The organism is Mitsuokella apri, from assembly GCF_051886055.1.
Lineage (GTDB): Bacteria > Bacillota > Negativicutes > Selenomonadales > Selenomonadaceae > Mitsuokella.
This window is the reverse complement of record NZ_JBJEXT010000040.1, coordinates 1-26,371: the sequence shown is the minus strand read 5'-3', so window position 1 is coordinate 26,371 and position 26,371 is coordinate 1. Positions and strand designations below refer to the sequence as shown.

Annotated in this window: 13 protein-coding genes, 1 tRNA gene and 1 pseudogene; 1 reads left to right on the top strand and 14 read right to left on the bottom strand. The window is 52.4% G+C overall.

Features of this window, described 5'->3' with window-relative positions; all coding sequences use genetic code 11:
• Window positions 1-591: 591 nt before the first annotated feature.
• The 5 genes from nifJ to ACI4OH_RS05995 form a co-directional block, all read right to left on the bottom strand.
• A complete protein-coding gene (nifJ, locus tag ACI4OH_RS06015) occupies window positions 592-4,116 on the bottom strand; it encodes a pyruvate:ferredoxin (flavodoxin) oxidoreductase (protein ID WP_439784396.1) in 3,525 nt (1,174 codons plus the stop codon).
• A gap of 205 nt (window positions 4,117-4,321) precedes the next feature.
• Window positions 4,322-5,716: an amino acid permease gene (locus tag ACI4OH_RS06010; protein ID WP_432648242.1), complete on the bottom strand. Its 1,395-nt coding sequence runs from the start codon at window positions 5,714-5,716 to the stop codon at window positions 4,322-4,324.
• Between the two features lie 129 nt (window positions 5,717-5,845).
• Window positions 5,846-5,922, bottom strand: a tRNA-Pro gene (locus tag ACI4OH_RS06005).
• 358 nt (window positions 5,923-6,280) lie between these two features.
• Window positions 6,281-9,358 (bottom strand): efflux RND transporter permease subunit, encoded by a 3,078-nt coding sequence (locus tag ACI4OH_RS06000; RefSeq protein WP_439784395.1) that lies wholly within the window; start codon window positions 9,356-9,358, stop codon window positions 6,281-6,283.
• A complete protein-coding gene (locus ACI4OH_RS05995) occupies window positions 9,355-10,632 on the bottom strand; it encodes an efflux RND transporter periplasmic adaptor subunit (RefSeq protein WP_439784394.1) in 1,278 nt (425 codons plus the stop codon). The genes ACI4OH_RS06000 and ACI4OH_RS05995 overlap by 4 nt, the downstream gene beginning before the upstream one ends.
• A gap of 233 nt (window positions 10,633-10,865) precedes the next feature.
• Between ACI4OH_RS05995 and ACI4OH_RS05990 the strand changes: the two genes are divergently transcribed.
• On the top strand, window positions 10,866-12,029 hold the full coding sequence (locus ACI4OH_RS05990; RefSeq protein ID WP_439784393.1) for an FprA family A-type flavoprotein: 1,164 nt from the start codon (window positions 10,866-10,868) through the stop codon (window positions 12,027-12,029).
• 126 nt (window positions 12,030-12,155) lie between these two features.
• On the opposite strand, the gene ACI4OH_RS05985 is transcribed toward ACI4OH_RS05990, so the two are convergent.
• From ACI4OH_RS05985 to ACI4OH_RS05945, 9 genes and pseudogenes are all read right to left on the bottom strand, one after another.
• Window positions 12,156-13,316, bottom strand: a complete 1,161-nt coding sequence (locus tag ACI4OH_RS05985) for a UxaA family hydrolase (RefSeq protein ID WP_439784392.1) — start codon at window positions 13,314-13,316, stop codon at window positions 12,156-12,158.
• 1 nt (window position 13,317) lies between these two features.
• Window positions 13,318-13,626, bottom strand: a complete 309-nt coding sequence (locus ACI4OH_RS05980; RefSeq protein ID WP_439784391.1) for a UxaA family hydrolase — start codon at window positions 13,624-13,626, stop codon at window positions 13,318-13,320.
• 216 nt (window positions 13,627-13,842) lie between these two features.
• Window positions 13,843-16,167, bottom strand: a complete 2,325-nt coding sequence (locus ACI4OH_RS05975; protein WP_439784390.1) for an ESPR-type extended signal peptide-containing protein — start codon at window positions 16,165-16,167, stop codon at window positions 13,843-13,845.
• A gap of 401 nt (window positions 16,168-16,568) precedes the next feature.
• Entirely contained in the window at window positions 16,569-19,997 is a 3,429-nt protein-coding gene (locus ACI4OH_RS05970) for an autotransporter outer membrane beta-barrel domain-containing protein (RefSeq protein ID WP_435720981.1), read from the bottom strand.
• A gap of 229 nt (window positions 19,998-20,226) precedes the next feature.
• Window positions 20,227-21,093 carry a MerR family transcriptional regulator gene (locus ACI4OH_RS05965; protein ID WP_435720980.1) on the bottom strand — a complete coding sequence of 289 codons (867 nt, stop codon included), beginning with the start codon at window positions 21,091-21,093 and terminating at the stop codon, window positions 20,227-20,229.
• 674 nt (window positions 21,094-21,767) lie between these two features.
• Window positions 21,768-22,403 (bottom strand): annotated as a pseudogene (locus tag ACI4OH_RS05960) (autotransporter outer membrane beta-barrel domain-containing protein); the annotation flags it as partial.
• 245 nt (window positions 22,404-22,648) lie between these two features.
• The gene (locus tag ACI4OH_RS05955) at window positions 22,649-23,905 is read right to left on the bottom strand and encodes an RNA-guided endonuclease InsQ/TnpB family protein (protein ID WP_435721416.1); all 1,257 of its coding nucleotides are present in this window, start codon (window positions 23,903-23,905) and stop codon (window positions 22,649-22,651) included.
• On the bottom strand, window positions 23,853-24,491 hold the full coding sequence (locus ACI4OH_RS05950) for an IS607 family transposase (RefSeq protein ID WP_435721415.1): 639 nt from the start codon (window positions 24,489-24,491) through the stop codon (window positions 23,853-23,855). The genes ACI4OH_RS05955 and ACI4OH_RS05950 overlap by 53 nt, the downstream gene beginning before the upstream one ends.
• 428 nt (window positions 24,492-24,919) lie before the next feature.
• Window positions 24,920-26,200, bottom strand: coding sequence for an IS110 family RNA-guided transposase (locus tag ACI4OH_RS05945; RefSeq protein ID WP_435721414.1), 1,281 nt, complete (start codon window positions 26,198-26,200; stop codon window positions 24,920-24,922).
• Window positions 26,201-26,371 lie beyond the last annotated feature (171 nt).

The following is a 26,371-nucleotide window of genomic DNA, read 5'->3' as shown; positions in this document are numbered from 1 at the left end:
AAAGACGGGGAGGACGGCCCAAAGATACTTTCAGCAAGGGGCGGGGGGACCCTATTTCGGCTTCGTCGCTCCATTAAATGGGACCCATGCAGGATTTTTCCTGCTTCGTTTTTTCGCCGCCTGCCGCGGCGTTCTCACATCACTGTATTTAGAAAAACAAATTTGGGTCCCAGCCTGCCGGCAGTCATTGCGCTCCTGCAGGCGGAATAGGGTCCCCCCGCCTCAGTTCATTTCTACCTTTCATCTTTTGCTGTCTGTCACTTTAGGTTATGGGCCTTGGTGCAGAGAAAGTAAGGAGAGGGCTGGCCATAAGTGGAGCTTTGGCCGCCTGCGTGAAGAACTTATTTTTTGCCGACCAGAACCCTTGCGAAGGAGCGTCGTTCAAGCGGAGCGCGTTTAGCTCCTTCGTAAGGATTAATTGAAGGGCAAAAAATAAGTTTAGCAGCCGGCCACGCGGAACGTTGGACAGTCCTCTCCGTCTTTCTTCCACGAACTTCCTTTTAAAAACTAAAAAACTTAACTTGTACGCAAAAAGACCTGCCTCGCTGTGAGACAGGTCTCTTTTTATGCCTTTACGCGCCGTGGCAAGTATTATTTGCCTGCGAGCGTTTTGTAGTTGTTGTAGCGGATTTCCGCATCATGCTGCGTCTTCTCGAAGAGTGCATCGGCAGCTTCCGGGAAGGAGCGCTTGAGGTTGATGTAGCGGTTCTCGCCCATCAGGAACTCCTGGAACTTCGAGAAGTCCGGAGCCTTCGAATCGAGGCTGAACGGATTCTTGTCCGTGCCGACGAGCTGCGGATTGTAACGGTAATTTGCCCAATAGCCGCACTCGACAGCGAGTTTTTCCTCGAGCTGGCTGCAGCCCATGCCCTTGCGGATGCCGTGGTTGATGCACGGTGCATACGCGATGATGAGGGACGGGCCCGGATATGCCTCTGCTTCCGTGATGGCCTTGAGCAGCTGATTCTGGTCAGCGCCCATAGCGACCTGAGCAACATAGACATAGCCATAGGTTCTGGCCATCATGCCGAGGTCCTTTTTGCGCGTCTTCTTGCCCGTGGCAGCGAACTGTGCAATGGCTGCGGCCGGCGTAGCCTTGGAGGCCTGGCCGCCCGTGTTGGAGTAAACCTCCGTATCGAAGACGAAGACATTGACATCGGCGCCCGAAGCGAGGACATGGTCGACGCCGCCGTAGCCGATATCGTAAGCCCAGCCGTCGCCGCCGAAGATCCACTGCGAACGTTTGACGAAGTAGTCGCGGTTCTCGTAGAGCTTGTTCAGGAGCTCGTCATCGCCCTTTTCTACGGCGAGCAGAGCTTCGAGTCGGTCAGCGCGGTCGCGCGTGCCGTTGCCGTTGTTGAGGTTCTCAACCCATTCATTCAGGGCAGCCTGCAGGTCGGCACTGCCGAGGCCGGCTTCGAGGGCCTTCTTCGCGTCGTCAGCGAGGCCGTTGCGTACGGACTCCGTGCCGAGGAACATGCCGAGACCGAACTCTGCATTATCCTCGAACAGCGAGTTGTCCCAAGCCGGGCCGTGGCCCTTGGCGTTCGTCGTGTACGGCATAGCCGGAGCACTACCGCCCCAGATGGACGTGCAGCCCGTGGCGTTGGCGATCATCATGCGGTCGCCGAAGAGCTGCGTGATGAGTTTGGCATACGGCGTCTCGCCGCAGCCGGCGCAGGCACCCGAGAACTCGAGCAGCGGCTGCTCAAACTGCGAGCCAATGACCGTTTCCTTCTTCATCGGGTTCTTCTTCGGTGCGACTTTCGTCGTGTCGACACCGTAGTCGAAGTAAGCCTGTTTTGCCTTGAGCTCATCGTCAAGCGGCGTCATGTCGAGGGCCTTGACCGGGCAGACCTGAGCGCAGTTGCCGCAGCCGAGGCAGTCCATCGTGGAGACGGCTACCGTGAAGTGGTAGTTCTTGACCGTGCGGACATCCTTGGACGGGAAGCCCTCAGGAGCTGCGTCGCGCTCTTCGTCGGTTGTGAGGACCGGACGGATCGAAGCGTGCGGGCAGACATAGGAGCACTTGTTGCAGCCAATGCATTTCTCCGTGTTCCAGACCGGCACATTGATGGCCGTGCCGCGCTTCTCGTAAGCAGCGCCGCCGAGCGGATACGTGCCGTCGGCGCGGTCGCCGGCGAATTTCGAGACCGGCAGTTTGTCGCCTTCCTGACGGTTCATGACTTCCTGAACTTCCGTGATGAACTCCGGCAGGTCGCGTTTTGCTTCCGGCTCATCCTGAGCGTCAGCCCACTCTGCCGGTACATTGACGCGGTGCAGGGCTTCGATACCCTGGTCGACAGCGCCGTTGTTCATGTCGACAATCTTCTGGCCTTTTCTGCCATACGACGTGACAATGGCTTCCTTGAGGTATTCCACAGCCTTGTCGATCGGAATGATATTCGTGATCTTGAAGAACGCGGACTGCATGACCATGTTGAAGCGGCCGCCGAGGCCGAGGCCCTTGGCGATGGCCACAGCGTTGACCGTGTAGAACTCGATGTTGTTCTTCGCGATGTAGCGTTTCATGGCTGCCGGCAGGTGCTTCGTGAGCTCTTCATCGCTCCAGACCGTGTTCAGCAGGAACTTGCCGCCCTGCTTGAGGCCTGCGAGCAGGTCATATTTATAAACATAAGACTGCTGCGAGCAGGAAATGAAGTCGGCTTTGTTGATGAGGTACGGGCTCGTAATCGGGGATTTGCCGAAGCGCAGATGCGACATCGTGATGCCGCCCGACTTTTTCGAGTCATAAGCGAAGTATGCCTGTGCATACATATCCGTCTTATCACCGATGATCTTGATGGCGCTCTTGTTGGCACCGACCGTACCATCGGAGCCGAGGCCCCAGAACTTGCAGGCCGTCGTGCCTTCCGGCGTCAGGTCGACATCGGAAAGGGCCGGCGTCAGGCTCGTATGCGTGACATCGTCGTCGATGCCGATCGTGAAGCCGTCTTTCGGAGCGTCCTTTTTGAGCTCTTCGAATACCGCGAAAATCTGGTCCGGCGTCGTGTCCTTGCCGCCGAGGCCGAAGCGGCCGCCGATAATTGTCGGATGCATATCGGAATGATAGAACGCAGCCTTGACATCGAGGTAAAGCGGCTCGCCGAGGGAGCCCGGTTCCTTCGTGTGGTCGAGGACGGCGACTTTCTGAATCGTCTTCGGCAGGAACTTGAAGAAGTGCTCGATGGAGAACGGACGATAGAGATGGACGTTCAGGAGACCGACTTTCTCGCCTTTGCTGTTGAGATAATCGACCGTTTCCTGTACCGTCTGGCAGACGGAGCCCATGGCGATGATGACGCGGTCTGCATCTTTGGCACCATAGTAATCAAAGAGATGATGCTCGCGGCCCGTGACTTTGGCAAGGTCAGCCATAGCCTCTTCGACGAGGGCCGGCAGAGCGTCGTAGTAGCTGTTGGCAGCTTCACGCGACTGGAAGTAGATATCCGGGTTCGTGGCCGAGCCGCGCAGGACCGGATGATCCGGGTTCAGGGAACGGCGGCGGAAAGCCTTGACGGCATCCCAGTCGAGCAGTTTAGCGAGGTCATCGTAGTCGACGACTTCGATTTTCTGAATCTCGTGCGACGTGCGGAAACCATCAAAGAAGTTGATGAAAGGCACGCGGCCCTTGATGGCTACGAGATGAGCGACAGCCGAGAGGTCCATGACCTCCTGAACGCTGGCCTCAGCGAGCATGGCGCAGCCAGTCTGGCGGGCAGCCATGACGTCCTGATGGTCGCCGAAAATATTCAGGGAATTGGCAGCGAGTGCGCGGGCCGAAACGTGGAAAACGCCCGGCAGCAGTTCGCCGGCTACCTTATAAAGATTCGGGATCATCAGCAGGAAGCCCTGAGAAGCGGTGTACGTCGTCGTCAGTGCACCGGCCTGCAGCGAGCCGTGAACAGCACCTGCGGCGCCGGCCTCCGACTGCAGCTCGATGACCTTGACTTTCTGGCCGAAAAGATTTTTGGCGCCCTTGGCAGCCATTTCATCTACATGCTCGGCCATCGGCGAAGACGGCGTGATCGGGTAGATCGCGGCAACGTCGGTGAAAGCATAGGAGATGTAGGCGGCAGCTGTGTTGCCGTCCATGGTTTTCATCTTTTTGCTCATGTTTTGTTATACTCCCCTCTGATGTTGGATTTTAATTTATAGATAGGTAATTTTCTATCATAAATAACGAATAATAGAAAAGCCTGGTGGCATTAGGGACATGCCATCAAGCTTTATTATATGTGCTATGTAAAAAAATGTAAAGAAATATTCCTCACATCGGTCTGCATAAGGTCAATTGTACAGCAAGAATACATTCCCGCTGTTACTCTGCCCCATTCCGCTGCGTGTTCTCGCGGCTGTGGCGCGCGCCGTAGAGGAAATAAATCAGGACGCCTACAGCACTCCATACCCAGAAACGCTCCCAGGTCATCGACGAGAGGTTGTACATGATGTACGCGCAGCTCAGGATGGCCATCGTGCCGACGACGTAAATGGCCGGGCAGCGGAACGGACGCGCGAGGTCCGGATATTTTTTGCGCATGACCATGACGCCGACCGACGAGACGATGAAGGCAAACAGCGTGCCGACACTGCACATCTCGGCGATGACGTTAATCGGCGTAAAGCCGCTGATGAGCGCTACGGCGATGCCGACAATCAGCGTGATGCGGTGCGGCGTTGCGTAGCGCGAATGGACCTTGCAGATGGACTTTGGAATGAGTCCGTCGCGGCTCATCGCGTAAAAAGCACGCGTCTGCGCGTACATCATGACGAGCAGGACCGTCGTGAGGCCCGCGATGGCGCCCGTGCCGACGAGGGCCGAGCCGAAGCGGTAGCCAAGCTGACGCAGGACGAAGGCCACAGGCTCCGCGTTGTCGAGTTCCGTGTACGGAACATTGCCCGTCATGACGGCCGTCACGGCGATGTAAAGAACCGTGCAGATGACAAGAGATGCGATAATGCCAGTCGGCATGTCGTGAGCCGGATTCTTCGTCTCCTCCGCTGCCGTCGCAATGGAGTCAACGCCGAGATAAGCAAAGACGATGACAGCAGCACCGGCCGAAACGCCCTGGAAACCAAATGGCATGAACGGTTCCCAATTGGCCGGGTCAACAGACGGTGCCGCGAGGAACAGGAAGAGGAAAATGGCCGCGAGCTTGACGCCGACGAGAATCTTGTTGACGCGGACGCTTTCGCGCACGCCGCGCACCAAGAGGAACGTCAGGAAAAGCGTGATGAGCACGGCCGGCAGATTGACGATGCCGCCGTCAGCCGGCACCGAAGTCCAGGCCGCCGGCAGCTCGATGCCCGCGGTCTTTAAAAGGCCGACGACATAGGCCGACCAGCCGCCCGCGACGGCACTGGCACCGACGGAATACTCGAGCACGAGGTTCCAGCCGACGAGCCACGCGAAAAATTCGCCGACTGAGGTATAGGCGTAGGCATAGGCACTGCCGGCGACCGGCACCATCGAGGCGAGCTCCGAGTACGCCATGCTGACGAAGCCGCAGGCGATACTCGCGATGAGGAATGACAGCATGAGGGCCGGCCCCGCGTATTTGGCCGCGGCCACGCCCGTCAGGACGAAGATGCCCGTGCCGACGATGACGCCGATGCCCAAAAGCGTGACATCAAGAGAGCCCATCGCACGTTTCAAATGCGATTTCGAGGCATCTTCCTGATATTCCGCAATGCTTTTGGTACGAAAAATGTTCAAATGAATCCACTCCTTCTTTCCGAGGTTTACAAATATACATTTTAGCATTAAAAGGAGTTTACAGCAAGGTATATAAAGATACAAAAAAGACCCGTCACAGCGGACGGATCTTTTTACTTCCTATATAAATGGTCGGGATGACAGGATTCGAACCTGCGGCCTCTTCGTCCCGAACGAAGCGCGCTACCAAACTGTGCCACATCCCGACAACAGAAATTATTATACAGGAAGTACGCGGGGGATGCAAGCTTTTTTCGAAAAAAATTCTAGTTTACATCGATGAAGGGCCGGAGGGCCCTATTTCGGCTTCGTCGCTCCGTTAAATGCAGGCCATGATTGGCTAGCATATTTAGGTGTTTCGCCGCCTGCTGCGGCGTTCTTACATCGCAGTGTCTCGTCAGGCTCGGTCTGGCCCCCATCCCTACGGGCAATCACTGCGCTCCTGCAGGCGAAATAGGGCCCTCCGGCCTAGGTAGTACTCCCCTTCTCTTTTTCGCATGGTTTCTTCGCACAGAAGAGCGCGGAATCGCTTTGCTCTCCGCGTGGGTGACCTCTATCTTTCTTTTAAAGACGTTTAGACTTCGTGTGTCTTGCAAAGAAAAGAAAAATAATCGGGATAACGATAAGTGTGAATACCGTGGAGGTCAGGAGGCCGCCGATGATGACCCAGGCCATGGAGACGCGGGACTCGGAGCCCGGGGTCAGGGAGAGGGCCATTGGGGTCATGCCGACCATCATGGTAATCGTCGTCATGAAGATTGGCTTGAGTCGGACGCGGCCGGCTTCGATGACGGCTTCGAGGGCAGTCTTGCCCCTGTCCATGAGGGTCAGGGTGTAGTCAATCAGCAGGGTGCCGTTTTTGGCGACGATGCCGTCCATGACGAGGATACCGATCATCGAGAAGAGATTCAAGGTGTTGTGCGTGAGGAAGAGCAGGAGAATCGAGCCAATGAGGCCGAGGGGCAGCGAGAACATGCGGATGAACGGCGTGATGACGGATTCGTAGAGCACGGCGAGCAGCATGTAGATGAGGACGAGGGCTAAAAACAGCGCGGAAAGCAGCTCCGAGAAGGTGTCGTTCATCTTTGTGGCCTGTCCCTTGAACTGGTAGGTCACGTCGTCGCCGAGATTGGCCTTTTTGAGGGCCTTTTTGACATCCTTCGTAACGTCGCCGATTGGGCGGCCGCTGAGGTTTGCGCCGATGGCGACGGAGCGCTGTTTATCGACGCGGCGGATGCTCACGGGACCCCTGCCGTTCTTGATGTCGGCAACATCGCCGAGGTAGATGAGTTTGCCCGAGGCCGAGAGCGGCACGCGCGCGACGTCGGAGGCTTTGTAGCTCGCGGCGTCCTTAAAGCGGACTTTGATGTCCGTGTCCTGACCGCCATTCATTGCATCATTTTTGAGCTCGCCGGCCGAAAGGCCCGAGATGGCCGAGGAAAAGGCCGTATCGACGTCCTGCAGGGACGTGCCGTAGGCCTTTAATTTTTCGCGGTTGACGGTCAGACGCAGCTCCGGCATGCCTTCGACATAGGACGAGTTGACATCTGTGATGCCCTTGACGTCGCTTTGCAAAACCTTGATGGCCTTTTCGGCCGCGGCATCTAGGTCGTCCGGATTACTGCTGCGCAGTTCAATCTGCAGGGCACCGCCGCCGTTTCTCGCACCGCCGCCGCCCGCGATACCGGCGACATTGGTCTGCGTCTCGGCGACGCGCACATCGGCGGTCTTGATATCGGCGGCGAATTCGCGCACGTCGTTGGCGACCTGCCAGACACTGCGGCTGCGGTCCTTGCGGTCGACGAGTTTGACCTTGATGCGGCCTTCGTAGGCCGTACTGCCGCCCGCCTGTGTCATGTAGTATTTGACTTCCGGCAGTTCGGCGAGTTTTCCTTCAATCTTTTTGGCCACGCGGTTCGTCTCTTCAGGCGACGCGCCGACCGGAGCCTGAATGTTCACGGTAAAGCTCGATTCATCGGTCTGGGGCATGTACTCCATGCCGACGGCGCCGAGCGGCACGAGGGAAATGACGGCCGCGAACACCGCGAGAATCGAGAGCAGCAGTTTTTTCTGATGATGCAGGCTCCAGCCGAGAACGGCGACATAAGCATCCTGTGCTTTTTTGTCGAGATTGTCCATAAACTGCCAGACACGGCTCGTGCCCGGATGCCAGCCTTTGCGGAAAAAGCGCGAAGCCAGCATCGGCGTCAGGGTGAACGAGACGAACAGCGAGAAGAGTCCCGCAAAGACAATGGTCAGGCCAAACTGCCGGAAATACTGTCCCGTCATGCCCTGCATGAACGCAATCGGCATGAAAACCGCGGCGTCGCAGAGCGTGATGGCAATCGCGGCCATGCCGATTTCCGTACGCCCCTTCTCCGCCGCCGCGTCGGGCTTTTCGCCCATTTTCAGATGGCGCACGATATTTTCGAGCACGACAATCGAGTCATCGACGAGGATGCCGACACAGAGCGTCATGCCCATCAGCGACATCATGTTGAAGGTGAAGCCGAAGAGGTACATGACGAAAAAGGTCGAAATCAAAGAAGTCGGGATGGCAATCATGACGGCCGCGGTCGAACGCCAGCCGCGCAGGAAGAAAAACAGCACAAGGCCCGTCGTAATCAGACCCTCAATCAGCGTATTCATCGTGCTGTGCAGGGAATTCTGCACGTAGTCGGCATCGTTCGAGACGACGACAAACTGATAGTCGGGGTACGTCTTGCGCAGTTTTTCCACGCTCTTCATGATATTGCCCGCGGTCTCGACGACGTTGGCATCGCTGTTCTTATAAATCAGGACATTGATGGCGTCTTCGCCGTTGAGGCGGCCGTAGCGCTCCGCGCGGGCATCGCCTTCTTTGACCGTCGCGACAGCAGTCAGCGGAATCATCTTGCCTTCCGTGTTCTGGACCTGGATTTTCTCGATATCCGAGGCCTTCTTGAACTGTGCGACAACGCGGACGTCGGACTTTGTCGTCTCCGTAAAGACGGAGCCCGACGGCACGAGCTGATTTTCGTTCTTGATGGCCGAGGAAATCTTCGCGAGGGTCAATTTATACGCGGCCATCTTGTCGCGGTCGACATCGATGGCGACTTCCTTATCGCGGCCGCCGTGAAGCTCGACTTCAGAGACACCTTCAGCCTGCTGCAGGACTTCCGAAAAGACATTGTCGGTCTCGGCATACGTGTCGGCCAGACTGTGATTCGACAGCACCGCGAGCTCAACAATCGGCGTCGCGTTTAAATCGCGCTTGACGACAACGGGTGAGTCGGCCTCGTCGGGCAGTTTGTTCTTGATGGCATCGACTTTTTTGCTCGCGTCGATGGCCGCCGTGTCGGCATTCGTGTCGAAATTGAGTTCCAGCGTCACACGCGCCCGTTCGTAGCTCGCGGTCGAGGTGATTTTCTTGACGCCCGAAACAGACGCCAAAGCATCCTCGACGGGCTTGACGACTTCCTGCTCGACAGACTCCGCACTGGCCCCCGGATATTTGACCGTAACCGTGACATACGGCGTATTGAGGGCCGGCAGCAGCTCCACGCCGATGCGGTAGTAGCTGTAAAGGCCGAGCACAACGAAAAAAGCCACGATCATCGAGATGCCGACGGGCCGTTTGATGGATAAACGCGTGATATTCATGATTCTTCTCCATCTGACTTATCCGACTTGTCCGCATCCTCATACGGCTCCGTCTCCACGGACTTGCCGTCCTGCAGCTTGTCCTGATTTGTCACGACGACCGTATCGCCGTCTTCAATGCCATCGAGAATCTCTTCCTCGGCATCGTTCATCAGGCCGATTTTGACTTCGCGCTCCTCGACCGTGCCGTCAGGGCGTACGACAAAGACAGTTTGTTTGCCATTGCGCGAGAGCACGGCTTCTTTTGGCACGCAGAGGGTCGCGCGGCGCTGCAGGATGTCGATGGCCGTATGGGCAAAGAGACCGGCCTTGATGTCGTCGGCAGAGTCCGCGAGCTCGATGCGCACCTGATACGTCTTGCTCGATTCGTCCATGGCCGGACTCACGTAGACGATTTCGCCGTCGTAGTCCGTGCCCATGGCGTCAATCGTGACTTTGACGGCCAGCCCCGTCTTCAGGATGGCCGCGTCGTTTTCCGAAAGCGTGCAGTCGACATTCATATGACTGTTGTCGACGAGCGACAGGACCTTCGTGCCGGCCGAGACAATCGCACCGACTTCGACATTGCGGTAGCCGATGATGCCGTCACGCGGGGCCCTTAAATACATATCCTCTCGCTGATGGCGCAGAGCATCGGTCGCGCGCTCTGACTTTTCGGCCGTATACTGCTTCGATTCGACGCTCGCGGCACTGCCGCCCTGCACCTGGTCCGCGAGGATGTCAAACGCGGCCTTCGACGCGAGGTATTCCTGCTTGACCTTGTCGAGTGTGTCCTGCGAAATCGCGCCAATCGAGAAAAGATACTGATTGCGCTCGTATTTGCTCTGCTCGAGTTCAAGGTCGTTGCGCGCCTTGAGGTAATTGGCATCATATGACGCCGTGGCCTCGCGCGCGTCGGCCTGTGCCGCGCCCGCAGCCGCCGCATTCTGGGCAATCGAGATGTCAAGGTCGCCCGTGTCCTGCACCACGAGGACCTCGCCCTTTTTGACCTCGTCGCCGAGCTTGACATTGACGGCCGTGACGCGGCCCGTGTACTTCGGCGCAAGTGGGATATTGGCATCGGCGACCGTCTGCCCCGAAAGGTCGATGTGGCGCATCATATCGGCCCGATTGACCGTGACGACCTTCACGACCGGCTTGCCGTGCGAGACATTCTTTTTCTGCTGGCTGCCATTGCCAAAATACGTGTGCAGCGCGAGAGCGAGAAGTACGAGGCAGACAGCTCCTGCCGCAAGCACCTGCCTTTTATCCAGCTGCGCAAATCGATGACGCATATTCTTATTCCCTTCCTTTATTACACATTACAAATTATTACACATTACAGATGAAAATATAAAACGATTCGAATAAAGATGAATTTATTTTAGGATACATCATTTTCCGGATTGTGACAATCGATATTTACAAGAGCGCGAAGTCGATATAAAATAAAGGCATAATGTGAAAATTTATGCCAAACTTTTCGCCTGTCGCGAACTTGTCATAAACATAAGAAAGAGGTATCAACATGCAAGCAGTTAAAATCCGTGATGATATTTACTGGGTCGGCGCCATTGACTGGTCCATGCGCAGCTTCCACGGCTACGAGACGAGCCGCGGCTCAAGCTACAATGCTTATCTGATTCTCGATGAAAAAGTCACTTTGATTGATACGGTCAAGGAACCGTTTAAAGAAGAACTCCTTGAGCGCGTTTCGTCCGTCATCGACCCGGCAAAAATCGACTACATCATCTCGAACCACGTCGAGCCGGATCATTCGGGTTCGCTGCCCTTCATGATGGCCCACTGCCCGAATGCCAAAGTCATCACGAGTATCCCGAACGGCCTCAAAGGCCTGAAGTCGCGCTACGGTGAGCTGCCGTACGAAGGCGTCAAGGCCGGCGACACGCTTTCGCTCGGCAAACGCACGCTGCAGTTCGTGCCGACGCCGATGCTGCATTGGCCGGACAGCATGGTCACCTACTGCCCTGAGGAAAAAATCCTCTTCTCGAACGACGCCTTTGGCCAGCATCTCGCTTCGAGCCAGCGCTTCGACGATGAGAACGACCTCGGCACGCTCTTCTACGAGGCCAAGAAATACTACGCCAACATCCTCATGCTCTATGGCCGTCAGGCACAGAAAGCCCTCAAGGACCTCAAGAACCTCGACATCGAGATGATCGCGACGGGCCACGGCATCATCTGGCGTTCCCATATCAAGGAAATCCACGACCTCTACGAGAAATGGTCGACAGGTGTCCTCGAAAAGCGCGCCGTCGTCGTCTTCGATACGATGTGGCATTCCACGGAAAAGATGGCCCGCACGATTACCGAGGCCTTCGAGGAAAAAAGCGTGCCGGCGACATTCTATGACATCAAGGCCAACGCCCTGTCCGACATCATGACGGATATCCTCACGAGCGAATACCTCGCCGTCGGCTCGCCGACCATCAACAACCAGATGCTGCCGACCATTGCCTCCTTCCTCTGCTATCTCAAGGGCCTCACGGCCAAAGGCCACAAAGCCTTCGCCTTCGGCTCCTACGGCTGGGGCGGCCAGAGCATCGGCCTTGTCGAAGACGAACTCAAAGCCGCCGGCTGCGAAATCGTTCTCGACAAACAGCGCCTTCTGAACACGCCGGACAAAGAATCCGCAGAGAAACTCCGCGAAGCCGTCCACTCCATCTGCTGATTTCCTTCCTTAATATATAGGAAGCAGTTAAACAGCACATAAACAAATAAAGAAAAGAAAAAGCCAGCCGCGCCGCTGCTCCGAAAAGGAAAACAGCAGCGCGGCTGGCTTTTTATAGCTTCGATATTAAACGAAACGGCAGACATGGTCGACGGCAATATCCGAGAAGCCGTAGGTCTCGGCCTTCGTCAGGCGGCCATTGGCCACGTCGTGGATGTTCTCGAGCAGCATCGCGCCGGATTCAGCAATCGTCTTTTCGCCGCTCAGGATTGGCGAAAGGTCCGCGTCCATATTGTCTTCCATCCAGCTGTACGTATGGGCGTTGGCCGTGACCTTGAAAACCGGCACAATGGCATTGCCCGTCGGCGTGCCGCGTCCCGTCGTGAAAATGACAACCTGACAGCCCGCCGCCACCATCGACGTCACCGAAGAAATATCGTAGCCGGCCGTGTCCATGACAATGGCTCCCTGTTTCGTCGGACGCTCCGCCTGTTCCAATACTTCAACAATCGGACGTGTACCGCCCTTGCGGATGCAGCCAAGGCTTTTCTCGTCAATGGTCGACAGGCCCCCGGCCTTATTTCCTGGCGTCGGCTGGCCCGCACGGCAGTCCTGACCGGCCGCGAGAAGATGCTTTTCGTAAGCCTCGCAGACGCGGATAATCTGGTCGTGAATCTCCGGCGTGGCTGCGCGGCGCGCGAGCACGTGCTCCCCGCCAATCCATTCAATCGATTCGCTCATGATGGTCGAAGCCCCAAGGTCGACGAGTCGGTCGCTGAGATTGCCCACGGCCGGATTCGAGGCAATGCCCGAAGTCGCATCGCTGCCGCCGCACTCAATGCCCATTAGGAGTTCTGAAATGTCAAAGCGCTCCTTTTGCTGCATGCCGGCTTCCGCAGCCATCTCCCTTGCCGCCCGCACGGCCTTTTCAATCGTCTTGAGCGTGCCGCCCTCTTCCTGAATGCCGAAAGATACGACTGGCTTTGACGTCAGGGCCTGGATTTTTTCGCGCAGCTTTGCATGCGGCACTGTCTCGCAGCCAAGGCCGATGATGACGACGCCGTAGACATTCGGATTGAGCGCAAAGCCCGTCAGGACCTTCTGGCTCATGGCCGTATTCGCCGCGACATCGCTGCAGCCCGTGTTAAAGACGATGTTGACTGCCCCGCGCACCTGCGAAGCGACAATGCGGCAGCTCTCACTGCCGCAGGCACAGGTCGGCAGAATCAGCACATGATTGCGGATGCCCGGACGGCCTTCTTTTCTGCGGTAACCATAAAATTCCATCTCAGGCATCCCCTTTCAAGATATACTCACTCGCATAATCGCGCGGCACACTGTGGATATTTTCATGCGACACCCAGCCGCCTTTTGCGATATCTCGATCGGCCTCGCCAATCATCTCGCCGTACTTGATGACAGCCTCGCCCTTCGCAATCGGCCGCAGCGCAATCTTATGCCAAATCGGAATATCCTCGGCCGCCACAACCTCAGCCTTCTCATCGCCCACGGCCACCACCGTGTCCCCCGTCCGGACCTCGCCCGTACAGGTCGCGACATTGTCCTTCAAATCCAAAAGAACCGCTTTTCTCTCCATTTCTTTCACTCTCCTGATGACTCATAATAATTCCATCATAAACGATTCTGGCTTAAAGAAAAGCCGTCTAATCCGATAGACCAATCGGTTTTTCCCATACTCAGCATACTTCGCCTCAGCCCTATCCATTTCCTTCATGACAGTCAAAAATGACAAAAAAGGCCACACGGAATTCCCATGTGACCTTTGCGCGTCTTTGCCTTACGCAAAAATATTTTATTTTGCAGCTTCTGCCTTATTTTCTTTATCGGCGAGAAGCTTGCTGACCATGGCCTTGAGCTCTTTGATTTCGCTGTCCTGCTTCTTGAGCTGTTCGTCCTGACGGGAAACCGTCGCGCGCAGTTCCGTGACTTCCTTGTTAATCACGAGACGATTGTTCGAGGTCTTGCCCTTCTGGCCAAACTTGAAGCTGATGCCGGCGTTAATCATATTCTCGCCATTGCCAAAGTTCGTGCCGAGGCTGAACATCGTGTCCTCATCCGGACGGTAGAACGCGCCGACCGCCACGCTGTTCGCATCGCGGTAATTACCGTAGCCGACCGCAAAATCCCACTTGTCATCCGGGTCAAAGTCAAGAGGATGCAGGGCCGCAAGAGCTGCCGCACCAGCACCGACCTTGTTGACTTTGCTGTCGAGGTCATTGACGCGGCCATTGACATTCGTGATGTTCTGCGTGTTGTTTGCGACCTGATTATCGAGAGCCGTCAGGTTCTCGCCTGCGGTCTTATCCTTCTTCACATACGTGCCATCCTGCTGAACGCGAGTCTCATTGTACACCGTATCACCGCTGATTAGCTTCGTATCGCCAGATGCCACCTTGCCGTCTGCTTTGACATTGACCGTGTATTCATAACCGCTATCATCATTTCCTTTGGTATCTAAGGTGACATTTTCGCCAGCTTTTACCGTATTGCGGGTATCCTTTACCGTTCCAGCAGCACTTGAAATAGCTTTTTTCAACTGAGCAACATTGACCGCATCGGTATCACTCGAGCCCGCCGCTACGCCTGTAATCTGGCGAGTTAGATTTTTGGTCGTATCACCTACGGAAACAGCGGCAGCCGTGGATTTCCAGGTACCGGTGGTATCACTGCTGTGGTCTTCGCCCTTCAAGTCGTAGCCCACGGCACCCTTGTCAGTAGAGGCAACAGAACTGTCACCCACAGCCACGCCACCATCGTTCTGGACATCGGCATTGTGCCCCAACAGGACAGCGTTGGAAACACTAGTGGTGAGGGCTTTATCAGAAGTACCGATGACAATGTTGTTCTTCACATCCTTACCCATGGTGTGATTGTCACCGATGATGACCAGGTTGTCACTTTCCTTGGCTTTGGTGCGGTCAGCTTTGCTCAAAGTACCATCTTTCGTATCTGCCGAGAAAGTCTTGCCTAAAATTGTATTGTTCGTACCAATAACATAAGCATTGTTGGTATTGGAAACTTTGTTATTGTAGCCATCTACCATGTTGTACTGGCTGCTATATTCATTGACTTCGGGGCTGGTTTCAAATTTATGCCCAAAAATATCGATGTATTGCGCATCTTCGTGATACAAGCTGCCGGTCACTTCATTGTTGACGCCCATGACCTGTGTCCGGATGGACCTGTCGATTTTATTGCCGCCGCCAATGGCCAGCGCAGCCCCGCCAGGATTGTTTTTGACAGATTCTCTTAAATCGTTTGCGGCTTTTTTAGCAGAAGAAGCAAAGCTAGGTGCAGCAGCCGTTGCAATAGAATTGGTAATTTCGTTGCCGGCACCATAAACCAACGCCCCATTGGCGTTCTGGGTCCGGTTGGCCAGACCGACGATGCTGTCAGCAATACCGGAAGTGGGATTTGTAGAGGTAGCGGATTCGATGCTGTTCAGCGCGCCGATAGATACAGCGCCTGCATTTTGCGTATAAGCAGCGCTGTTGCCGTTGGGATAAGACGTCGACATAATGGAATAGTCACCCATGAGGGTACTCAGGGTACCACCGGTATAGCTGTTGCTGCCCAAAAGGACAGACCCAACACCGGCGCCACTCAGAGCATTGTTATACTTTGAAAGGGTTACATCTCCCAAGTCTCCTGTATAAACTCTGTTGCCAATAGCAATGGCCTGAGACAAGGCCTGGGCGCCTTCACCAATGGCAATGGAGCCGGTCGCTTTCTTTTCCCCGAAGAGCATCATTTGTGCTTTACTACCACCCTGCATGAAAGCATAGGCATCCTTGCCAATGGCAATGCTCTGTCCACTCCCTTGTGGGAAACTATCAGAATCTTCGGCAATTTCATCTTTTGTTTTAGCATCCGTACTCAGGATATTCCCTTTTGCATCCGTCACGATGGCCGGATCTGCAGCAAATGTGTCACTTGGCAAAATTCCCCACGTCAATGTTCCAGCTGCAAGAGCAGCGACGAGAAGTCGACTAAGTTTGTTGCTACCGACAACAGCTCCGTTGCTCGAGACGGATTTATGATGATTTCTTGCCAGTTCGGACACGACGATATAGCATTGGCGTGCCTTGCTGTAGATGACTTTATAAACTTTGTTCATCTGGCATCCCCCTTAAAAAACGACTTGTAGACAAATCAAGCATATGGCATGCCGTTGGATGAGAGTCAAATTACAACAATGACGATGGCTTAATGTATTGCCAATTAATATATCATTTTATTTTTACTATTTTATCCATAATATGTGCACATGTGTACTCGTACAAAACATTATTAAAATATTTATAATACATAAAGTCAATCAATCTCTTTATTCTATCGGTATCATGAGATAAGGTTATCGCAAATATAAAACGTTTCATTTTTAGTTCATGTCTTTAGATGACATATAAACAAAGCAGCCGTTTTACAAAGTATGGTCTGTAAAGCGGCTGCTTGTTCATAATCTATACAATTTTTTATAAGATATTGCCTGGCTCGAGCAAATATGTTCAAACCTTATTAAAACCCAAAGCGAAGACCGGCGTTAAAGCGGTATTTCATGTTGACATCAGCGTTAAAGTTTCGTTCGGCGTCGAAGTAGAATTCGTTATCTTTGCCGAAGTGGATATTCGTGCCGATGCCGGCGATGTACCAGGTGTCGCCGAGGTCGTCGTCATCGCGGTAGGTGAGGTCGTCGGTTATGCTGCTGCCTGTGCTGCCGAGGAAGTCGTGCAGGACGGAAGCTTTGAGGTAAACGCGGCCGACATTTGGCGTGCCGACGTTGAAGTCCTTGCCGAGGACGAAGCCGAGACGTCCGACGAGGCTGTCGGCGTTGTCCTGACTGACTTTCGCGCCGTTGCCTGTCGTGTAGTCGTCACCCCAGAGGTAATGATATGTGAGCTGGGCCTGCGGTTCAATGCTCCAGCCGCCGTCAAGCATTTTTTTGCGGCCGTATTCCGCGCCAATGCTTGTGCCCCAGTTCTCGAATTTGCCGTGGTCGCGGTAACTCGTGTTGTAGTCGGAGTCGATGCGGCCGACTCTGCCGATGAGGTCAAGGTAATGGCCGTGCGGGCGGATGTTCGTGGCGTAAAGCGAAAGGTCCGTGGATTTTTCGGAGCCATAGCCATCCGTGTAGCCCGTATTGCCCCAGAGGTGCGAGATGGCACCGCCGTAGTACCAATTGCCGTCGCTCTCCGTAGTCTTTTTCTTGTCGTAGCCGACCTGCAGGGTCTTATAGTTGCCGTGGAACGCATGATGGCCGTCGCGTTCGAGGTGTTTGTTGACCATGCGCGCCCAGACGCCTTCGTCCTGCTGCTGATAACGGAGTTCGCCGAGGCGTTTGAGCAGCGTGTCGTCATCGCGCCAGAGCGCAAACGCCTCATTCGCAGCCGAGCCCGGCACGATGCCATTGGGGTTAATCGTATTGCCGCCATTCCCCTTCGAACTGTCCGGCGTCAGAAACCAGTCGTCATAGCCCTTAAAGTCAGAATCGCTGTTTTCCGTTTCTTTCTTGACAATGAGGTTCTTATTGTAAATCTTGTTGTAGTTTGCCACCTGAACGGACTGATTCATGCGGAACGTCGAGGAATCCGCGGCAGTCGAAGCAAAATAAAGCTTGCTGCCGTCGGTCATGCCATTGACGCTGCTGTTATTTGTCAGGGAAACGTTGTAGGCACTGCCCGTGCCGCCATGTGCCACGACAAAGTCACCGCCGCCATTGCGGTAGGTGTTGACATCATTATTCTTATAGGAAAGGTCCATCAGGAATGTGCCGCCCGTGCCCCCGAGCTTTTGCGTTTCGAGCTTCTTCGCCGCACCGGCAAGAGAAATCACGCTGCTGCCATCAGGATTGACACTGTTTGCCGTGCTGTCCTTCGTCACGTTCCAAAGGGAAGCATTCGTAAGATTAATATCGCCATTGCCAGACGAAGCGCCGTTCCAGACACTGCCATTGTTCAGATTGATGGCAGCCGTGCCAGACGTGCTGGAAAGATTGCCGGTCCATAGTGAATCATTATTAAAGCCGACATTCGTCGTACCAGAATTATTCGTCAAATTACCGGTCCAATGAGAGCCGTTGTTGAAGTCAGCTTTGAGCTGGCCAGCAAAGGAGGTTCCTTTGTCATCATCATATTTCATCGTGTCGTTGGCCATATTGCCAGTCATCGAGGACTGATTATCGAAAGTCAGGTTCATGATGCCTTTGTTATCAGCATTACCCGTAAGGCTGGAACCCAGTCCCGTATAATTGGCATTCAATGTGTTGTTTCCCTCTGCAACCAGATTACCAATCTGAGAAGTATGCACACCAGTCATGTTGAGGTTAGTTACGGTATCGTCAGTGAGCGTATAAAAACGTTTGTTAGGATAACGGCTGTCGTAACTCATCGTAAAAGTACCGATTGCCTTTGCATCCCCTGTCAATCTCCCATTTTCTCCTGAAAAACCGGCTGTAATTTGGCTATGGCCTTCTCTCGATACAATATCACCTTTTATCTGGGCATTTTTACCGGAAAATTCGGCATGAATAGCTGCATTGTCATCACGTGAATGTTGCGGCGATTCCTTAGGAGTATCAATTTCTGTCCACATATTCCCATTGAAGACGGCATCATCTCCTGACATCTTCAGATTGATCTGGCCATTATAATATGCCTTTAAGCTGCCATCGATTCGATTATGATTGCCGGTGAGTACGAGATTTGCTGTTCCCTTTCTGTCCGCCTGTATGACACCGTGGCGGAAAGGCTCATCCCAAGTATAAGTGCGAGCTATAGAGAAATTATTACCCGATGCCTTGATATCCAAGTCTCCACCCGTAGATGCAGTCATATCTCCGCGAATCAGCGAATTGTTACCGCTAAAATCCAATTTAATCTTGGCGTTGTCTCCATTGGCAAGGAGCACATCTTTCGCCAGACTATCTTCACTGGTATTCCCGGTTGCTGTAGATTTGATATAAGAACCCGCACCGGTCATATTGATAGTAACGCATGCATCATCTGCTTCGATTTCACCTAAAACCTGGGCTGTGCCGCCTTTATTCCCATTGATGATGACATTCGTAACTTTCCCTGTAGTATAATCACTGGAGGCTGAAATGCTGCTATTGTTCTCTTTCGTAGAAGTGATTTTGACCACTCCATCAATATCCGGGTTGATGGATACCGTACTTCCTCCCTCTGCAAAAATTCCACCTGTCAAATCCACTGTCTTCGCATTCAGATTGACTTTAAAATCATGATTCTCGCCGATTCCGGCAAAAACAGAGGCATTGGGGGAAGAAAGGATAATTTTATCTGCATTGATGGTGATACCTGTGCCCATGGCGTATTGAGGATCCCAATAAGCTAATTCGGTATTTAAAGAAGCGCCAATGGCAGGACGATCCCCTGTCAGAGCGGAAATATTTACCGTACTTCCCGCTCCGCCATTGATGAAAACGCCGTTGCCGGCATCCATGACACCAAAGCCGACACCCGTAGTGGTGATATTCAGGTTTTTGAACCCATCGATCGTCATCTTACCATTGTAATTTTCAGTATGTACGGCATCATTATGAGTCCTGATGGTGATATCGCCACTGGCCGTAACGTGGGTTTCAAAATTACCATCGCTGATGATGCCCTTATCGGTCCATTCATTCCCTTCAAAATCGGCATTGATGGCAATGTTTTTTGCGTTGACATTGGCATTCCGGATGGCGGAACCGTCAGCACGGGAATTGTCGATCCAGTTGATGACCAGGTTCCGGTCAGGATGGTCATAAGAAGAAAGATCGCCCTCTTTAAAAGGGACCGCCGGATGGGCGCTGATAGTACTGTTCGTCAGCGTATCCGTATTCGTGGCCGAGTCATACGCCGCATAGACCTCCGTCCCGCTCCAGCACGCTGTGACGGCCATCAAACCGATGCCCGCTAAAATCCTCATTTTCACGCTGCGTTTCATGCGCAAACGCCCCCTCATTTATGTTAAAGTCGCCTTAAAGCTAATTTAAGCGTACGACCTGTTGCCGCATGAGGGTCAAACAACGCGGCGTCTTTCATTTTGCAATTGCGAATCGACCGCAAACAAACAAAAAAGGGCAGCATCCCGCAAAAGGGAAACTGCTCTTTTGTTATTTTTCTTATTTATGCTTTGAATCAGGCCAGTTTTTCTGCCGTGAGGATGGACGGATTCAGTTCTTCGCTTTTACGTCAAGATCACTCTGTGTTTCGACCGGGACCTGAAGGCACAGGTACTCGGACGGATGGCGGAAGTCGTGGACGTCGAGGGTGCCGACGATGCGGCAGCTGGCGTCACCGATGATTTTATAGTGCTGCTGCTCGCAGTATTTGTTCAGTTTGGCGAGGTATTCGTGCACTTTGGTGAAGTCGTCGAAGTAGACGCAGGCATTCATGCGGCTCTCTTTGACTTCCACGTTCGGACACGTCCGGTATTCCTCGCCGAGCAGGATGCCGATCGCCTCCGCGCGATAAGTGCCCTGCTGGAATTCGTCCTGCTTCATCGAGATAAAGGCCGTGTAGAGATACACGAGCGGGAAATTATTTTTCTGCATGAGCGACTCCAGCTGCGACAAGCCGTAGATGAAGCTGCCAAAATCCTCCTGAAAATAATTGCGGTCGGCCGGCATCTTGTAGAGGCAGTGTTCTGGCATATAAAGCAGGGAAAAGGTGCCGACAGGCGGACGGTGCTGATAAAAGTCCGCCCAGTCCGCGATTTTCTTCAGCGTGCGGCGTTTGCGTTCGAGTTCCTCGAACTCCTTGTCGAGTGCTGCCATCTTTTCGTGGTAGAGTTTCAGCAGAAAATGAAAGTCACTCTTGTCGAGAATGGCCTTGATTTCCTTCAGGCTCATGTTGAGGTTCTTGTTGTTCTGAATCATATGGAACGTCGCGCACTGCGTGACATCGTAGTAGCGGTAGCCCGTCTCCGGATTGGTGTAAGCCGGTGACAGCAGCCCCATTTTATCGTAAAGACGAAGCGTAGCCAGCGTCGTGTGGTTCAGTTTGGCCATCTGGCCGATGGATAAGCGATTATTTTTCATGGTAATTCCTCCCCAATCAAATGACAAAAGTTCCAGTCTCAGCATTCTTCGAATGCAAATGTTGCAAGCGCTGCGACCATGTGCTGAGGCGGGGGCGGCGCATCCTGACAGCACATTTCATGAAGTCAGTACCCCCCCCCCGCACACATTTGTTCTTTTTGTGTTTCCACGGTATACATAATCTAAGTTCCTTTCTTTCTTCCATTTTGATGCCTTCTGTTATGTTCATGACAGCCTGCTCCTGCAGCAGCTGCAGAGTTGTTGTTTAAAAACTATTTATTTTTAAAAATGAACCCTTAGTTTAACTTCTCTTTCAGAATAAACCCTGTCCTAAGGTTAGAGTCAATCTGCTGCCGCCGATTCCTCAGAATCAGACAAATACATGACTTTAACAGCTTTTTATCTGGAAGATGATTTATTTTTTATTATCTTTTATGCTATAGCACAAGAATTGCGAAAAAAAACAAGAAGAATTCGATATACAGGTACCTGTATGATGTCATTTTTTTGAAATCTTTTTGTTTTTTCATCCATATATTATATGCAAATCCTATAACATATGCAATACCACTATGCTAAAACGATTGCGATGATGTCTTATCCATTATTTCGATGAAAAAAAACATGCAGGTGTCTGTGCCTGCATGTTTTGCGTTTTCCCTATCGATTTTGTTTTAGAAGTTCCAGCGGACGCCGGCATCCCAGCCCCATTTTTTATGGTAGGAGCCCGTGCTGCTCTTTTCGATGTCGGCATAGAGCTGACTGTTCTTCGTCAGGTTCGCCGTCAGGCCGAGGCCGTATTCGAACCAATTGTCGCCATAGTCGGTATCGAGATGCAGCTGACCTTCATCATCAGCAAGATGCAGCTGACTGCTGCCGCCGAATTCGTGGAACCAGTCGGCCTTGGCGAAGAACTGGGCCTGCTCACCTTCATAGCCGATGCGCAGCCCGGCCCTGCCGACCGCGCTTTTGATGTTGTTTTCGTGGTAATGCACGCCGTTTGCCAAAGTCAGGTCCGCGCCATCGAGCCAGCCGAATGTCATCTGTGCCTGAGGCTCGACAAACCAGCCCTGCTTATTTGGCGTGAACGAATGCTTCCAGCCGTATTCCATGCTAAAAGTGTAACCGTTATTGTCGAGATTCTCGCCATGACTGTAAGCCCCGTGAAGCTCTCCCTCCAGATGCGTTCCCCGCAAGGCAAAGTCAAGGTACTGTCCGTCACTCTTGGCACGTGTATCGTAAAGGCCGAGACCCCAGCCCGTCACATCGCTGTAACCGCCGAGATAGCTGCCCTTGCCCTGCGTGTAGGAAAGTCCGACTCCCCGGCAGAATAATTATGGACGGTGACATTTTGCGTATCCTTTGTGCCGACTTTCAGATGGACCGGATCCTTCTCCGATGAGCCCCAGCCATTGACTTCATTGACCGTGATGGAGTCCCCTTCCGCGGCCTCAGCCGCTCCCCAGCGGCTGACACTGTCACGTCACATTTATTATAAATCAAATCCATTATAGATAAAATTTTTAATAAATTTTACTGTTCGCAGTTTCTCAAGTCAAGCACGACGAAGGCCGTGCTTTTCTTTCATCAAAAATGTTACTACAGTTGGGCGTGACGCTGCGCCCTCTATCCCGTCGGCCTTCACGTTCGGGAATACTTTTTTCATAATTTGAAAAGCTCCATTGACATCAGCATTGATTGTTTGGCCGTCGTTAGCACGAAAAAGGCCGCGATGCACACGTCTGCTCTTATTGTAGAATTCTTTTATTGGGCATTCGTTGTCAAGGAAGGATGTACCACTGGTATAGCTTTCTTCCGTCATAACGACCTGGATGCCTGCCGATTCGGCCTTATACTGCAGCATCTGAATGAATTTGGCAAAAGGAATCTGCACGAAATGCTGATTCGTCTTTTTGCCAAGGGATACTTCCTGCTTCCAACCTTTATTCTGACCAATCACCAAGATAGAAATATCGTGTCTGTCACAGATTTCAATGACTTTCCTGCTGGCCTTATGCAGATAATCTTCGATCTTGCGATTCCGCTTTGCCGTGAGCTGCGTGATTCGCTTCGATGAATGGCGTCCATTCATCCGCTCACAGATACTTCGCATTCTCGCCAGATTTTTATTGTAATATTGATTGATGGCTTTCAGCGGCGTCCCCTTGAAAAGGAATGGGGCCTGACCGACGTTCAAGACCATCGCCGCCAGATTGTCGACACCGATATCAATCGATGCATAACGGCCATTATCCTGTTTCTGTGGCACATCGGGCAGATCATAAATGATTTCCATCATGATGCTGTCGCCGCTTGGCACAAAACGCACCTGCTGAAAGACAGCATGTTCCTGCTGCGTGAAAACAGGCTTGACTTTAAAATCACCGAAAACCCGGGGAAACTGAATAGATCCATCCCGTAACTTGCAGTTCTGATTTGTCATAATCAGCAAGGAAAGGCCATCTTTCCGCTTATAAGCTGGCAGCTTCGGACGCCCCTTGTATTTCTCGGGATGTACTTTCCAGTCCTTGATGGCCGCGAAAAAGGATTTCCAATTTCGGTCAAGCAGGCGAAGCGTCTGCTGGGCAGATTGGGCCGTCGGCATGGCACGGTAATCCGGATATTCCGTATCTTTTTTCAAGAGAACATCCAGCTCACCATAACGCAGCCATTTTCTGTTTTCAATGAATTCCTTCCGAATCAGATAATTGCCATGGTTGTATAAATTCTTGGCCAAATGGCAGAACTGCCGGATTTTTTCATAATACGGGGTGCTCTTTTTCAGTCGATGGCGTTCCGCTCGCCGGCTCATCTTCAAGCGCCTCCTTGATTTTATTCAGTCTTCCGCGGCTGGAATAGAGCTTCATGGAATAACAATGAAGCAAGCTGACAATCTCTCCAAATACTTCCTGTGAGTCAAGTTCTTCTGAGCCGACTTCGTTCATAACGACGATGTCGCAGTTATATTTCTGAAATAGATAATAGAATAATTCATATCCTACTCGTGACAGACGATCTTTATAAGTAATGACAACACGTTCTACGCGTCCTGCCAGCACGTCGTCAAGCATCTTGAAAAAATTCTTCCGGTGCTCAAAACTGATGCCACTGGCAATATCCGAAAAGACACCGTTGATGGTATAGCCGTTAGCAAAGCAGAACTCTTTCAGCATTTGCAGTTGATTTTCAAGGTCCTTCTTTTGCTTCTTGGTGGATACCCGGGCATAAATATAAGTCCTGCGTTTGACGTCCTTATTGAGAAATTTATAAACATCCTGTTCATTATAATCATAATGGCCATTTGGCATCACATGGACACGGATGATACCAGTCTTGACATATTTCGTTAAAGTCGGCCTCGATACTTGAAGAATGCGAAGAACATCTTTGGAAAGCATCCAACTCACCTCCCTATATAATCTTAAGATTTCTTCAAATATCTCCTGTTTTCGCAGCTTTTCGTAGCAGCATATTTATTGAAGAACTTGCGTATATGGATGAATGGCGTATTTGCACGGCGTAAGTGGGATTTTTGGCGCAGCAAAGCTAACGTCATTGCCTTGATTTTTCAAAGACCGATAAAATCCCCTTCGTTTTATGGCAACGTACCTCCCATGTCTAACAGGATCATCTGCATGGCAGAGTCCTAAATTCCTTCGTTCCGCTTATCCATATCTGGGTGCCATTATGCTCCTTTGCTGAGTCGCTATGCGCTCTAATGGAAATAAATCTGGCTACCGATTCTTCTCTTTCAGTTGTGCTGCTCTACTTCCTGGCACCTTACGGTGGACGTTTTACCCGAAAACAGAGATATTTGAGCGTTCCCTTATGCTGCTAACAATTCGTTTTCCCAGACAATATCTTTCAGCATCTTTTCTTCGTCGTAAGCGACGTCCTTACTGAGCAATGTGTAGAAAATCCGTATGAGTTTGCAGCCAATAGCTACGACAGACTGTTTCTTTTTCAGCGGATTATGAAGCCGCTGCGTGAAATGTTGATGTATCTTCTGATAAGCCTCGTTTTTACTGATAAGCGAGATTGCTGCGGTAAAGAGAACTGTCCTGAGGCGGGCGCGGCCGCGCCTGCTGATGGTGGTTTCTCCCCGATGCTTTCCCGAGCTGTTCTCTTTCAAAGCGAGTCCTGCCAGCTTTTGGATTTGCTTCGGTGATTGAAAACGTCTAATATCTCCCACTTCAGCCAGAAATCCTACAACCGTCCTGACGCCAATCCCTTTGATGGCCAGCATCTGCTTGGTTGCCGGAATCTGCTGACACAGCATTTCCAGTTCTGCCATAACCTCTTCCAGTTGATTGTGTACCTTGCGGTAGTCCGACAGCAGCATTTTCATTTGAAATGCCGCCGAGCGGCGTCCGTCTTTCTGGCCGATGCTGCTTTTGGCGGCGTCTACCAGTCTTTGAGCACGTTTCATACCTACCGCGCGGATCTTTTCCCGCCAGATTGCGTTGATTCCCTCTGCGCCCAGCGCCTCGATAGCGTCTGGCGTGCAAACCTTCTCAAGCAACAGCAGGCTGCTTTTTGCCCCGACATTCTTGAAAACTTCCTGATACTCCGGAAACCAGACATTGAACCACCTCGCCAGCTGATTTTTGTACCGGATAAGTTCCTTATTTAAATTCAGCTGCATGGTATTCAGGATGCGAAGATCCGCATAAATGCCTTTCGGGACATACGGATAACTGTAACGCCCTGAAATGACGAGCTTGGCAATGACCTTAGGATCTTTCTGGTCGTTCTTTGTCTGATTATTGTCGTCCAGTTCCTTGGTCTGCTTCACATGATATGGATTGACCATGCAAAGCGTGATATTGTGTTCCTCGAGAAACTGCCCCAAGGCAAACCAGTAATGGCCGGTTGGTTCCATTCCTACGAGAATGTTGGTCTTGCCGTTCTCACGCGCCAATCCGCGTATATAGCGGAGAAAACGCTCGAACTGATCCCGGCAATTGTAGAATTTAAGCACACGGCCGATTTCTCTGCCGCGCCAGTCGAAGGTACGTGCGTAATGCGTGGTGCATCCGATGTCGATGCCGACGACTAAAGTGCTTTTATTGATTTGACTAATCTTGAGATTCTGTGTACAATTCATATTGGAAACTCTCCTAACTAGATTTTTTTAGGGCGCTTTGACGACCCGGTGTATATCTCTAGTTTAGGGGAGTTTTCTTTTTTGCTCAAACCTGGAATTTGATCTTAACGGGAATGCTCCTTATATCATATAATTTAACATATTTTAATAAATTTCTCAATTTTATTATTT